At 48.0% G+C, this 14,257-nt stretch carries 13 protein-coding genes; 2 read left to right on the top strand and 11 right to left on the bottom strand.

Going from position 1 to position 14,257, the window contains the following annotated elements:
- The first annotated feature begins 42 nt into the window (after positions 1 to 42).
- Positions 43 to 1,032, top strand: coding sequence for a Gfo/Idh/MocA family protein (locus tag AC3RV5_RS11020; protein WP_489731968.1), 990 nt, complete (start codon positions 43 to 45; stop codon positions 1,030 to 1,032).
- Between the two features lie 178 nt (positions 1,033 to 1,210).
- On the opposite strand, the gene cueR is transcribed toward AC3RV5_RS11020, so the two are convergent.
- Both cueR and AC3RV5_RS11010 read right to left on the bottom strand, forming a co-directional pair.
- Positions 1,211 to 1,621: a Cu(I)-responsive transcriptional regulator gene (gene cueR / locus AC3RV5_RS11015; protein WP_489731967.1), complete on the bottom strand. Its 411-nt coding sequence runs from the start codon at positions 1,619 to 1,621 to the stop codon at positions 1,211 to 1,213.
- A 1-nt stretch (position 1,622) separates the two neighbouring features.
- Positions 1,623 to 3,998, bottom strand: coding sequence for a heavy metal translocating P-type ATPase (locus tag AC3RV5_RS11010; protein ID WP_489731966.1), 2,376 nt, complete (start codon positions 3,996 to 3,998; stop codon positions 1,623 to 1,625).
- Between the two features lie 163 nt (positions 3,999 to 4,161).
- Between AC3RV5_RS11010 and AC3RV5_RS11005 the strand changes: the two genes are divergently transcribed.
- The gene (locus tag AC3RV5_RS11005; protein WP_489731965.1) at positions 4,162 to 4,398 is read left to right on the top strand and encodes a heavy-metal-associated domain-containing protein; all 237 of its coding nucleotides are present in this window, start codon (positions 4,162 to 4,164) and stop codon (positions 4,396 to 4,398) included.
- A gap of 333 nt (positions 4,399 to 4,731) precedes the next feature.
- Here the strand turns inward: AC3RV5_RS11005 and AC3RV5_RS11000 are convergent, their stop codons facing one another.
- The 9 genes from AC3RV5_RS11000 to AC3RV5_RS10960 form a co-directional block, all read right to left on the bottom strand.
- Positions 4,732 to 6,678 carry a M48 family metallopeptidase gene (locus AC3RV5_RS11000; protein ID WP_489731964.1) on the bottom strand — a complete coding sequence of 649 codons (1,947 nt, stop codon included), beginning with the start codon at positions 6,676 to 6,678 and terminating at the stop codon, positions 4,732 to 4,734.
- 22 nt (positions 6,679 to 6,700) lie between these two features.
- Entirely contained in the window at positions 6,701 to 7,297 is a 597-nt protein-coding gene (locus AC3RV5_RS10995) for a LemA family protein (protein ID WP_489731963.1), read from the bottom strand.
- Positions 7,298 to 7,656: 359 nt separating this feature from the next.
- Entirely contained in the window at positions 7,657 to 9,402 is a 1,746-nt protein-coding gene (locus tag AC3RV5_RS10990) for a hypothetical protein (protein WP_489731962.1), read from the bottom strand.
- Between the two features lie 360 nt (positions 9,403 to 9,762).
- Positions 9,763 to 9,945, bottom strand: coding sequence for a hypothetical protein (locus tag AC3RV5_RS10985; protein WP_489731961.1), 183 nt, complete (start codon positions 9,943 to 9,945; stop codon positions 9,763 to 9,765).
- Between the two features lie 145 nt (positions 9,946 to 10,090).
- Entirely contained in the window at positions 10,091 to 10,459 is a 369-nt protein-coding gene (locus AC3RV5_RS10980) for a cation transporter (protein WP_489731960.1), read from the bottom strand.
- Positions 10,460 to 10,514: 55 nt separating this feature from the next.
- Positions 10,515 to 11,162 (bottom strand): methyltransferase family protein, encoded by a 648-nt coding sequence (locus AC3RV5_RS10975; protein WP_489731959.1) that lies wholly within the window; start codon positions 11,160 to 11,162, stop codon positions 10,515 to 10,517.
- 42 nt (positions 11,163 to 11,204) lie between these two features.
- The gene (locus AC3RV5_RS10970) at positions 11,205 to 11,465 is read right to left on the bottom strand and encodes a DUF5676 family membrane protein (RefSeq protein ID WP_489731958.1); all 261 of its coding nucleotides are present in this window, start codon (positions 11,463 to 11,465) and stop codon (positions 11,205 to 11,207) included.
- The gene (locus tag AC3RV5_RS10965; protein ID WP_489731957.1) at positions 11,462 to 11,749 is read right to left on the bottom strand and encodes a YHS domain-containing protein; all 288 of its coding nucleotides are present in this window, start codon (positions 11,747 to 11,749) and stop codon (positions 11,462 to 11,464) included. The genes AC3RV5_RS10970 and AC3RV5_RS10965 overlap by 4 nt, the downstream gene beginning before the upstream one ends.
- Before the next feature lie 14 nt (positions 11,750 to 11,763).
- On the bottom strand, positions 11,764 to 14,214 hold the full coding sequence (locus AC3RV5_RS10960; protein ID WP_489732137.1) for a heavy metal translocating P-type ATPase: 2,451 nt from the start codon (positions 14,212 to 14,214) through the stop codon (positions 11,764 to 11,766).
- Between the last annotated feature and the right edge of the window lie 43 nt (positions 14,215 to 14,257).

The raw sequence follows: 14,257 nt of genomic DNA, 5'->3' as shown, positions 1-14,257 counted from the left end.
CCAGTAAGAAACGCAGCGTAACAGCCAGCAAAGGGTAAACAAATGCAAAAAATCCAGGGCAACCAAATCAACTGGGGCGTTATCGGTGTGGGCAATGTATGTGAAGTCAAAAGTGCCCCGGCTATGCAGCGGGTCAAAAACAGTTCATTGGTCGCCGTGATGCGCCGAAATGGCGAACTAGCCGAGGATTATGCCAAACGCCACAACGTGCCTAAATGGTATGACGATGCCGATACCCTCATTGCCGACCCAAATATTAATGCCATTTACATTGCTACCCCACCGGTTGCACACCTGCCCATGACCCTCAAAGCCGCCGCGGCGGGCAAAGCTGTATACGTGGAAAAACCCATGGCCCGCAATCACAGTGAATGTTTAAGCATGATAGCGGCTTGTGAAAAAGCTGGGGTACCATTGTATGTCGCCTACTATCGGCGCACCCTCTCCCATTTTTTAAAGGTAAAGGCCTTAATCGAAAACGGCAGCATAGGTGAAGTACGCCACCTGAATATCCGCATGAACCAGCCTGTCAAACCGCAACTGGTAGCCAACATGGACGACAACTGGCGGGTTGATCCCCAGATAGCCGGGGGTGGTTATTTTCATGACCTCGCGTCTCATCAGCTGGATTTTCTTGATTATGCCTTAGGTCCGATTAAACAAGTCAAAGGGATCACGAGTAACCAAGCGGGTTTATATGCCGCCCCTGATATGGTCACGGCCAGCTTTGAATTTGCCTCTGGCGCGCTCGGCACCGGCAGTTGGTGTTTTACCAGCGCCCCTAGTGCCCAGTGTGATATCACCGAGATCATCGGCAGTAAAGGGCGCATTCAATATGCCTCCTTTGGCTCGGCAGAGGTGTTGCTGGAAACCGACCAGGGTCTGCAACGTTTTGACTTTGACTTGCCCCAACATATCCAGCAACCCCTGATCCAGACGATAGTAGATGAACTGCTGGGCACGGGCCATTGCCCTTCTACCGGTATTACCGCCGCGCGCACCAACTGGGTGATGGAGCAAATTTGTAATTAATCATCTTGGCCATGGGGGATGGATAGTGTCACCTGGTTTTCGCGAACGCATCTCACACTTTTTGTTGATGTGAATTGCCTAACCCTTTTAATAACATAAATAGGGATAGGCAAATAACCAAAATCAGCAGATCCCCTACCGAATGACTTTTTATTGATTTTAACTGAACTATCCGAAGTTATTCTAGTGGCAGTTGTGCCAAACCATCTAGTATCGGGCATTCCGGGTTATCGTCACCATCGCATTGATCAGCAAGTTGTTGTAGTACCGTTCTCATTTTCTCGAGCTCCAATATTTTTTTATTGATATCGGACAAGTGACTCAGAGCCAGTTGTTTTACGTTGCGACTTTCTCTGCCTGTATCCAGCCAGAATTTGAGCAGTGACTGAATTTCATCCATGGAAAACCCGAGTTTTCTGGCCTGACGAATAAATCCCAGTTGTTGTATTTGTGCCTGATTATAAAGCCGGTAGCCCGAATCTGTGCGATTCGCTTTTTTTAATACCTCAATTTTTTCATAATGCCTGATCATTTTGGCCGACACACCGGTTAACTTGGCGGCTTCGCCTATTGTGACTGGTTCAACCATATTATTTTTCCTCCAATTTCCAGCGCTGCAATAACAATGCGTTACTGACCACAAATAAACTGCTACAGGCCATCGCGGCCCCAGCAATAATCGGGTCAAGATAACCAAAAGCTGCCAGCGGAATACCCACTACATTAAAGATAAATGCCCAGAACAAGTTTTGCCTGATTTTACGGTAAGTAAGCCTTGCAATGACCAGTGCAGTAGCCACCAGACTTGGCTCACTGCGCATGAGGGTGAAAGAGGCAGCACTTACCGCCACATCAGTGCCACTTGCCATTGCCATGCCCAAATCGGCTTGAGCCAGCGCCGGGGCATCATTAATACCATCGCCAACCATAGCAACCTGATGGCCTTGCTGTTGGTATTGACGAATATATTTGGCTTTATCTTCGGGTAATACTTCTGCTTTAAAATCATCCAGCTGCAATTGTTCAGCAACCGCCGTAGCACTGGCGGTATTGTCGCCTGTGAGCATAGCAACTTTGATACCTTGTCGCTGCAATACCCGCACTGCTAACACTGCATCAGGCTTTAACTCATCACTGAAATAAAACAGGCCCAATAATTCGGTTTTATCTTGCTGCTGGCTTGCCAGCCAAGAGACAGAAGCCCCTGGTATAACAATTTGATCAGTGGGTAGGTTTACGCCTAACTGTTGCATCCAATAACTGCTGCCCATCAATATCAGCCGTTCACCAACCATGCCCTTAACACCATGACCCGCGACGACCTGATACTCATCCACAGCAAGCGGTTGTGTACCGTCTGCTAACGCTTCTGCTATCACTGCCTTGGCTAAGGGGTGCTCACTATTTATTTGTAAGGAATAGGCCAACTGCAATAGTGCTTCTTCACCGCCGTTGATGGTCGTCATCTTAGTTAAAACAGGTTTACCCTTGGTCAGCGTACCGGTTTTATCAAAGACAACTAAATCAATGTTTTTTGCCTGTTCCAATGCCACCGCATCTTTAACCAACACACCCTGCCTCGCTGCGGTGCCTGTTCCTGCCATTATGGCTGCTGGTGTTGCCAGGCCAAGTGCGCATGGACAGGCAATTACTAACACCGCCACAGCATTAAGGATGCCGGTTGTCCAGTCGCCCATTACCAAGCCCAACACCAACAAGGTACTGAGGGCCACCAGTAATACCACCGGAATAAATATACTACTGACTTTATCTACTATAGCCTGCACCGGGGCCTTAGCCCCTTGGGCTTGCTCAACCAGTTGAATGATTTTAGACAACGTGGACTCTGTACCCACACTGGTGGCACGAATTTCCAACATACCGTCCAGGTTAAGCGAGCCTCCTGTAACCTTATCCCCCGGTTTTTTACTAACCGGTATCGATTCACCACTGATGAGCGCTTCATCCAGATGACTCTGGCCTAGCAGTATTTCACCGTCAACCGGCACCCGTTCCCCAGGGATCACCTTGACCGTTTCAGTAGACAGCACCGATGAAGCCGCTACTTTTTGCCATTCACCCTGACGCTTCACTGTTGCATCAACAGGTTTTAAGCTTTCCAAGGCACGCAACGCATCAGTTGTTCGGCGTTTTGCTTTATGTTCCAGATACTTACCCAGCAAAACCAGGGTAATGACTGCGCTGCTACTTTCAAAATACAAGTGCGGCATGCCACCAGCGCTATCGAAACTCCACCATAAATACAATGACAACCCGTAGGCTGCACTGGTGCCAATTGCCACAAGCAGGTCCATATTGCCGGTACCGGCTTTTAATGCACCCCACCCTGCGCGATAAAATCGTGACCCAAAATAAAACTGGACCGGGGTAGCCAATAACCATTGCCAAAGTGGGGGTAACATCCATTGCTCGGCAAATAACAGGCCCAACATGGGCAGAATCAACGGCAAGGTAAGCAAGCTTGCGCCCAATACGGGCCACCAAGGTTTGTGGTAAAAAGCTTGATTTTGATCCTTTAACTCAGCCTCATCTTCTGATCCCGGGGCCGTCAAGGTATAACCCGCCTGTGCCACCGCTTGTTCAAGTTGCTCGTTTGTGACAAAGGGCAAACTCTTTACATGCACCTGCTCGGTAGCTAAATTAACTGAAGCACTAACCACACCTTTTACGTTTATAAGTGCCTTTTCGATGCGGGCCACACATGATGCGCAACTCATTCCGCCAACGCTAAATTGCATTGCTTTTACAGGCACCTGATAACCCGCAGCATTAACAGCATCAACTATTTCACTGCTGCTGGCAGTACTTTGAACCGTTGCAGTTTCCGTTGCTAAGTTAACATTGGCCGTTGTTACGCCAGCAATTTTTCCTAGGGCCTTTTCAACACGACCGACACATGATGAGCAGGACATGCCATCAATTTTAAGTTGTAAAGTGGTACTCATAAAACCTCTGCGCTTAACTGAATTGGTGAACTCGACCCAAGGTTCAAGCTTACCACCATGGGAAGGTCAATCTTTTTTTTCATAACTAAATTTAAAAACGTCTTGACCCTCTCCTTATTGTAAGTCTCAGTCTGTAAACGACTTTACAACTCGCAGAGAATATATGTTACAACTTCAAATTGAAAAAATGACCTGTAAGCACTGCATTTCAATAGTAACCAAAGCCATTCAGCAGCACCAAGCAGATGCAAAAGTTGAGGTCGACCTGGCTACACAGTTGGTTACAATAGACAGTAAAGCCAGTGAAGAAGATATATTGGCTGCTTTACATAAGGCTGGATATTCGGCGAAGACACTGGGTGGTTGCTGCGCTAAGGAGCGCAAATGCCATTGCAATTAGTAGTTTAAAGGTGACTTGTGACCTCATGCCTGCCAAATTTTTTGGCTGGCATTTGTAGTGATAAAGGTTGTTACACGTGAACTTCCAGCAATATAGCTTTCAACTTCGGCCATAACTCATCAGTGAGCATTAATCGGGGCATGGCAATCTCGTTATGTTTGTTTTTGACGGAGTAAGAAATAAATTGTACGAGATTGCCAGCAACCAATAAAATTTAAAAAAGAGCAACAGCCCCTAAAAACTTTCAAATTTTTGCATCATAAATCAATATTTAAAAGTTTCTGGCTCACGTAACATTTTCCCCTGATAACCAACGTTAACCTACAACAATACTTAAACATTAAGGATCAGTGGTGGCATTGGGCAAGCCAGTACATCTGAAAAAGCCCGTAGTAATTCAACCTCAACGGGATCTATCTTTTGGTCGCGCATGATACAGGCGGCACAAGCGTGCAATAACTTTGGTTTAGCCAGAGGTTTTAACTTTTCGAGTTTGTGTAGCGCTTTGTCCAGATCGGTTAGATTGACTGCATTTTCGTTTACTAATGTCAGTTCACTCATTCCCAGTACTTCTGCCGCGGTGATAAAAACTTGCTCTCTGGTAACCTGGTCTTGCTGGCCGGCATAGGCCAATACTGATAGCAGCAATGCAATTTCGGGCTTAAGTTGCTCACTATCTATGTTACCCATTTTCCTGCGCGGATGTTTGAAGAACTGAGCATCCAGATGAAGGAACAGAATTTTACGTAACGTCCACTCGTTTAAGACAAGTTTAAAATCCATGTCGATCAGAGCATCCATATTGTCTCTGAAGGTCTGATACTGAGACAGTGATAACTGTTTGAGTGCCGCAATGGCTATATCAATTAATGGAAGCCGAGACCCAGCTTCTAACTTATCTATTTCAGACAGCAGTTTACGGGTAAAAACTTCAACATTCGGGTCGGCATAGTTGTGTAAATATGCTAGTTGTTTATGCCGAACCTCCTGATCCTTATCCAATAGTAGAGCATAAACAACGGCCCGAGCCCCATAAGGTTCGCGAGCAGCATCCTTGACGACAGTGGGTAACTGCGCGATTAATGCCTGGACATAATCGACAGTTGCCCGCTTAGGATTGCCTATTTGACTAATGCTATTGGCTACATCGATCATGGCAGCTCCAGCAGCAACACCACTGATTATGTTTGCCCGTTCTGCGTGGGGCTTGCTTACTTTTTTATCGCCAGATGGCACACTTTGCTCTTCGTCAGCCTTGTCAGCGGTGGCAAATTTCCCATCCCAATGGGGATCGATTTGCAAGATACGCGTTGCCAGCGGTGGATGGGTAGCGGACAACCGTTGCATGAAACCTGAAACGCCTTGAGCAAAAAAAGCATGACTGATTTCAGGTGCCCCGGGATCCTCTATCACAGAACCAAACTCGAGCCCGCCGATACGTTTCAATGCACCCGCAATTCCTTCGGGGTTACGGGTAAACTGAACCGACGAGGCATCTGCCAAGAATTCCCTTTGTCGACTCACGGCCGCTTTTATTAAGCCGCCAAAAAAAGTACCGGCAAAACCTATGACAATTAACCCTATCGCCACTGCCAATATTCCTGCAGCCCCTTTACCGTTGCCCCGTCCACGCCTAGAACCAGACGTGGAATAAAGCAAGTGGTAACCAACAATACCGAGGATCAGTATCCCGTGCAAAACTCCGATCAAGCGGATATTAAGGCGCATATCACCGTTAAAAATATGGCTAAACTCATGGGCTATGACACCTTGAAGTTGATCGCGACTTAGATGCTCAATCGCTCCTTGAGTCACGCCAATAACGGCATCTTTGGGAGAGAAACCGGCAGCGAATGCATTGATGCCATTCTCACCGGCCAACAAATATACCGGTGGTGCTGGCGTACCAGAGGCGATAGCCATTTCCTCTACCACATTTAATAATTTTCGCTGATCCAAAACAGTGGTATTTTGCGCGATTAATTGCCCGCCCAACCCTTCGGCAACTACCTTGCCGCCAGCCGACAAGGCCATGATTTTATAGAGACTGCCGACCGAGACCACCAGAACGACACCTATACTTATCATGGCAAATGTGCGCCAATCCATTTGCTGCCATAAAGACGGACCATTTGGCATTTGCGCATTGTCGATAAAACCAAACGCCAGCATAACCAGCAGATTCACCATAATGATCAGCACGATCACCGCCAGGCTGAACAACAAAATCAGCTGGAAGGTGTTTTTACGTGCCCTGTCCTGGGATTCAAAAAAATTCATGCCAACTACCTAGAAAAAATGCCTAAAATGAGACTTTGGGTGCCGCCTGGATAGCCACAGTGTCTTCAAACTCTAACAATGCCGCATCTTGCGTATGCCCAGATCGCTTGGCAATAAAGACCGGAGGGAAGGTCTGTTTATAGGTATTATAAGTCATCACCTGATCGTTAAAGGCCTGCCTTGAAAAAGAGACTTTATTTTCCGTGGAGATAAGCTCCTCACTTAACTGCAGCATATTCTGATTGGCCTTAAGATCCGGATAGGCCTCCATCACCATGTTAAAGTTCATCATGGCCGCTCCCAATTTACCTTCGGCACCACTAAGTCCTTTTATTGCATCAGCATTACCTGGATCAGCCGCAGCCTTTGACAACATATTCTGCGCCGTATTACGTGCCTCTACAACGGCTTCCAGGGTTTCCCGTTCATGTTTGATATAGCCCTTGGCGGTCTCGACAAGGTTGGGGATCAAATCATATCGACGTTTTAATTGCACCTCGATCTGTGCAAAGGCATTTTTGTAGCGATTCTTGAGCGTAACCAGTTTATTAAATACGCTGATCACATAAAAAAACAGCAATGCAATCAGAACCAGAATAACTATAAATGTGGTTGTCATATTTCTCACCTTTATCCAAAATTTCGCATCCGATCGATGCTATATACCCTAAGTAACCAAATCAATAAAGTACCAGATTACCCACAAAAATCAGCCAACCACAACAGCCGGTATGGCATAGGTACTGTTTGCACTGCAAACTTTGTTAGCTTTGCCAGCAACGTTCTTAGCGCATACCGGTTATTGAACCAATAACCGGTATGCGCTAAGTGCAGTGGCAAATGTTTTGCGTTAATAGTATGCCAATTGCTTGTGCGTCTTAAGTACAGTCAGACCAAGAACGCATGCTCTCACCTTTTTTTGCTGCTGAACGCCAGTTAATCCATGTAAAGAATATTATCTCGGTGTTTCACTATTCGTCATTTAACCCCCTGAGAATTTACGGGATCGCTGAACACGAGCACGTTTACTTGTGCCCACTGTGCCTCTGTTAGCGCTGCTTCGGCATCGATTTCATGGGCTGCGTTTAAGTCCAGCGCACCTTGGGCATCGAATACCAACCAACTACAGGTTTCGTTGACAACGGCTTGGGGTTGGTCGCTAACGAGGCGCAGATACCAGTCGATCAGGATAAAACGACGACCGGCAAACTCTTGCGCAGTACTCTTGTCGCGAACGAGCGCGACGTACTTATCATGATCGAGTCGCTTTACACCGTTTTCGTCGAGTAGAAACAGTCGGGTTTCATGTTGCACAACCGGTTCGGGGCACCCGGTGTCGCCGTGCACACCAATTCCGGGCAAGTCATTGCCCGGCTCATGCACCGCTGCACAACTTACTTCATGTGCCTCAGTCGGCCCTTCGTACACCGGCGCAAAACCGCCACCGAGGGTGCGGAAATTTGTCGTCTGCCCCTGGTACAAACGCGCCGCCACCCATTGCACATTGCCGTCATAGGCGTAGTTGCGCAAGTCGAACTTCAGTACCTGTGCCGGTTCGTGCTCTGAAACGACCCGTCCGCCGGGCTTCACCAAGGCTTGCGCGATATAACCGCCGGCGAGGATTTCCTGCCAGACACGCTGAGTTAACTTGTCACCGCGGTAGGCAGCTCGACCGCCAAACCCGGCGAAAGGCTTGAAGAAAAGACCTCGGCGCTCACCCCAAAGGCGGTCGGCATTCTCAGGCAGCACAATCTCAGTGTGGGGAACAGCGGCCAGCAGAATCTCTTGCGTGGACTGAGGCACACCCAATGCCTGCAGCCGCATTGGATCACTGAGCAATGCAAGGTTACGCTTGTCTGCATACAGGGCGTGCGCCTGCGGATTGGGCGTGAGTACCATGGCATTTTGCATGTACGCCTCACGTAACGTGGCGCTGGTGGGCGCGGTAAGCGAAAAATCTGTCAGTCGGTTGTAAACCAGGTCGATATTAATCTTGCCGTATTTAAGCAAACCTCCGCGGAAGTTGAACTCGGACGGATCTGCAATCACGGCCTGGAGTCCGTGTCGCTGGAACAGTTGCTGAAACAGCAAAAACTCGGGATATAGATACTGCTGTGTGGGGTTATCATCGACGATGGCGATGCTGCGCAACGCTCGTCCATGACCAGAAAGTGACCACTCTTGGCGGAACATTGAGATGATGTCGTCTTCCAGCACACTGGCCATGTCTAGCGACGAAACCATTTTGTCTATCGCCGGACAGCATGCGCGGTGCGCCCTTGCCAATACAGCGTTGAGCATTGCTCCACCCGCATTAGTGTTGATCTCGATAAGCCCGAAGCCGCCTTCGGTGACATGAAAGTCGTAGCCGAAGAACACGCCCTTGGCGCCACCAGGTTCGTGGCTCGCGATGGGGGGCGAATTGGCCAAGATCTCCGCGCGATAGGCCGGCAATGCCACGACTGACTCGATGGCGTGAACCACTTGCGACATACGTGTCATGTTGGCGTGGGAGACAAAGACGGGGCGCGTCGCGAACAGGTAAGGGCAACGTTGCTGAATCAAATCAAACAGGCCCGGTTGGCCAATCTCGGACTCCAGCGCTTGTCTCAGGGCCTCGGTATCAAGGCTAAGACAAAAGCATTCACTGTTGAGTATCTCAATCGAATCAGGATCGGGGGATGCGCCAGCAGCAATTGAAAGGCTTGGCATGGTATGCGTCATGAGACATTGCCCTCGTTTAAAGCGTGGACCAGTTCACGTTGCCGAAAAGACGTTGCAGCAGTCAAAAACGGGCGCCGCTGTTGATTGGGTTCATTGATTTTTGCCATGCTCCTAAAACTCCTTTCTGATCTTTCGTGGTGTTACTTCTACAATAGTGCGCGTATTTTCGCGCAAAAATCATTCAGTATTGCCACGTCTACGCTAGTCCAATGCGATACAGTGCTCTGATCGCAAGTAAGCAATAAATGCACACACAGTAATGTCCCACAGCGCTGATGCTGTTAACAATATCGAACTTCTGTGCGTGAAGTTTCATTATGCTCTCCTTAGGTGTGGCATCTTCTTTTACGAACCGTTTTTCTAAAGATCTCCAAACCGGGTAGCACCGGGTGTACTAAAACCGAACTCTTGTTTTAACTGACGTTTGATAGGCGGCTCTATCACAGTATGCACGCCAAACGAAAATTTGGCATGCTGGCCGGGATCAACGACTTCGTGATAATGCCCAAAGCGCGGCTCCACACCGACAGACTCAGCTGACACCGTATAAAAATTGCTATACGCGCTTAAAAGACAAAGGCAGCAACAAGCCCCCTTACAGCAGATGCCGGGGAGAGAGCTGCGCTTGGCCTATGTACTATCAAATTTCGTGACCATTTTAGTAATCTTATTTTGCGTTTATGTGTCATTAACGTTTACGCCCTGCGCCGGGCGGTACTTTGTGGCATGACCAAGGGACATGTTTTGCATTTTCGCGAACATTTTCGTCAACAAACTGGTAATAGCCTTCTTTGAAACGTGTCCACCAGTCATGGGCTATATCTACGTCAAATTGCATCAACATTTCCTCCAGACCGTCTAGCTGACAGTGCGTGGCGTCGTAGGCTAAGTGTAAGGTGGCTGTTTTGTCATCATATTGCACGCTGTCAATGCCAAAGGTGTGATCAATGGCCTCAACAATGGCGTCTCGGTTTGTCTCATCTACACCTTCCAGTTTTAAATGCCTTACCACCAAATTGACTTCCCTAACCCCTACGCGGTGATCTAAGTCACTCATGTTCTTACTCCTAAAATATGGCTAAAATGTGGGTTTAAAACTTTTGAATTTTTAATTATATTTTTGCTTGCTTAACAAAGGACTTCCATTGTTCACGGCGCGGAATAAACATTGGCACGCGTTTTTTGTAGGCTATATATTCATCACCAAACTCGGCAATGACCTGCCTTTCTTCACGCAGGGACAAACGGTAGTAAATAAATACAATAACCGGAAACAATGCGACGGAAAATAAGGTAGGCCAATGCACTATGCCCTCACCAAATAAAGCAATAAACAAACCTGTGTATTGAGGATGTCTTGCCAGGGCGTACAACCCATCGGTGACCAAGACATGTTGTTGTCGCGCTTTGTATACCTGACGCCAGCCCTGAAAAAATAGCCCTATGCCCACAAACAGTAAAATGTAGCCCAGGATCATCGAAATCATCATGCCGGTTTCGCCCATTCCCAACAGCGACGACCATAAATTGGCATTAAGTTCAGTGCCATCCAGTCCACCAAATCTAGCCAACAGATAGATTGTTAAGGGAAAACCATACATTTCGGCATACAGGGCAATGATGAAAGCTTGTACCACCCCTGCCCCTGCCCATTCATGCCAGGATGTTGGGGCCAAATATTTGTACATATACCATGAGACAAGCACGATCATGATAAGCGCCAGGATCCATATTCCTGAATGTGCTATAGGTTCGTTCATGGGTTGCTCTCCTTAAGTTAATTATTAAAATAGTTAATGCAGTTATTTCGCTTTACTGCCGAAAAAATTGTACAAAGGCACCCAAATTAGGGTGATAAACCAGCCGTACAAATAACTTTCAAACAGCCCTAAAAAAAAACTTTTAAAACTTAGCCACTCAAAGCCAGGCAACAACTTCAGCCACACTTGATACATAGCCTGTTGGGGAAATAACAGGTCAAACACCACACACAGTACAAAACTGATGCTGATGAAAAGACTGCTGGCATGGCCAAAGGCAAATAATGATATTTTGTGGCTCATGGGGATGTTCCCTTGTCGTTTGTAGTGGTTATATATTTTTCGGGATGCAGGTCGAATTCGTCGAGGCAGGTTTTGGAGCAAAAACGATAAAGCGCGCCCTGGTATAATTTACCGTAGCCTTTTTCTTGCTCCACGACCTTGGAACAAACCGGATCTATGATGGGTTCTGCTTTATCTGATTTTGAATGACGGTGATGACCGTGTGCCATGTGGGCACCACAACCAAAACGCATCATAAAGTAGAAAAAAACGGCAAAGAGTAAAAATGAAATTAAGCCGTCCATAAGTCACCTCCTGATTAACGAAGCTTTTGCTTTTTGAGCCGTAGCGCATTTAAAATAACCGACACCGAACTAAAACTCATGGCGGCAGCGGCAATCATGGGTGAGAGTAAAATACCGAAAAATGGATATAACACCCCAGCCGCAACCGGCACACCTAATGCGTTATAAATAAAAGCGAAAAATAAGTTTTGGCGAATATTACGCATAGTGGCACGACTTAATATTATGGCTTTGACAATGCCGCGCAAATCGCCCTTAACTAAGGTTACCCCGGCGCTTTCCATCGCCACGTCGGTGCCCGTTCCCATGGCAATGCCAACGTGTGCCTGAGCCAGGGCGGGCGCATCATTGATGCCATCCCCCGCCATGGCGACTATTTTTCCTGCCGCTTGCAACTCTTTGACTATTTTGGCTTTCTGCTCGGGCAACACATCGGCTTCCACCCGATCAATATTCAGCTTTGCGGCCACTGCATGTGCGGTGGTGGCATTGTCACCGGTTAACATCACCACACTGATACCCTGTTTGTGTAGTTGGGCGATAGCGTCTGCGGTTGAGGGCTTAATCGGATCGGCCACGCCTATTAATGCCGCTGGCTGACCATCAACTGCAAACAACATCACCGTTTGCCCCTCACTACGCAACCCATCTGCCTGGTCAAAGAAGTGCTCAGCGCTACTCGTCTGGGGTTCACTCACACCCTGCTTTTGCATCAATTTCAGGTTGCCCAAGACCAGTGACTTACCGGCTACATTACCCATGACGCCCATGCCCGTTACCGACTCAAAATCACTAACGTCAATGGCCTCAACGTTTTTGTCCTTAGCACCTTGCACTATGGCTGCGGCAAGGGGATGTTCGCTATATTTTTCTAGCCCCGCTATCCACCCCAATACTTGCGCCTCTTCTAACTTCTGGCTATGGTCCGAATTGAGGGTGACACTGACTAATTTGGGTTTGCCTTCGGTAAGGGTGCCTGTTTTATCTATCACTAGGGTGTCTACTTTTTCCAGTATTTCCAGTGACTCAGCATTTTTGATCAACACCCCTTCCAGTGCGCCGCGGCCTGTACCCACCATAATGGAAATGGGTGTGGCCAGGCCCAGCGCACAGGGACAAGCAATGATAAGTACCGCCACAAAATTAATCAGGCCGTAAGAAAAGGCAGGCTCTGGCCCCCAAATAAACCACACAGCAAAAGTAATTGCGGCAATAAGCACCACCGCAGGGACAAAATAACCCGCCACGGTGTCTGCCATTTTTTGGATGGGGGCGCGGGTACGCTGGGCGTCAGCAACTAACTTGACAATTTGTGCCAGCAGCGTGTCGGCACCCACTTTATCGGCCCGCATCACCATGGTACCTGTCCCGTTTACGGTGGCGCCTATGAGTCGTTCTGTTTGGGATTTGCCCACAGGAATGGGCTCTCCTGTGACCATTGACTCATCCACGCTGCTAGTGCCTTCCAGCACCTCGCCGTCAACGGGGATTTTTTCACCGGGTCGAATTCTTAAACGGTCACCTACTTGTACTTGCTCAAGGGGAATATCTTGCTCGTCCCCACTGTCGCTGATGACCCGTGCCGTTTTTGGCGCCAGACCCAAGAGTAATTTTATCGCCGCATTGGTTTGTGAACGGGCGCGTAATTCCAGCACCTGCCCCAGCAACACCAAAGCGGTGATCACTGCTGCGGCTTCAAAATATACATGCACTACACCCTCACTACTTTGCATGGCTCCTGGGAACAACCCCGGCATCAATAGTGCTGTCACGCTGTAAACATAGGCCACTGATACTCCGAGTCCTATCAGGGTGAACATGTTCAGATTCCAGCTTTTTACAGAATCAATGGCGCGCACGTAAAAGGGCCAACCTCCCCATATAATGACAGGGCTTGCCAGCAAGAACTGGATCCACTGCACGGTGCTCATAGATAATTGCGAAGGAAGCCAATTTGGCATAAGGTCGGCGATCATTGCCAGCACAAATACTGGCGTTGCCAATAGCGCACTCCAGGTGAAGCGCCGACTCATATCCTGCAATTCAGGATTGCTTTCCTCAAGCGACACCGTTGTCGCCTCAAGAGCCATACCACAGATGGGACAGTTGCCCGGTTCATCCTGTAATATTTGTGGGTGCATTGGGCAGGTATATTGGGTTTTAGTGACACTAAGCGATACTTCTTTGGGCTCTAGCGCCATTCCGCATTTTGGGCAGGTACCCGGCCCCACTTGTTCGATTTCCAAATGCATGGGGCAAGTATAAATAGCATCCTTATCCTCGCCAGTTGCGTCCGCTTCTTTTTGTTTAGCCTGATGATCGCTCTTGTCACCATGACCACAACTATGCTGTTCAACATAACCTTGAGGCGCCGTATCAAATTTGATTTTGCAGCGCTGACTACAAAAATAATAGTCTATTGTTTTGAGCTGGCTGTGATATTCACTGGTTTCACTCACCTCCATACCACATACAACATCTTTTAATACTTTTGACTCCGTCACTGGC

It is taken from the genome of Paraglaciecola sp. IT1134 (assembly GCF_058068185.1).
This window is presented reverse-complemented; position numbering and strand designations above follow the sequence as displayed.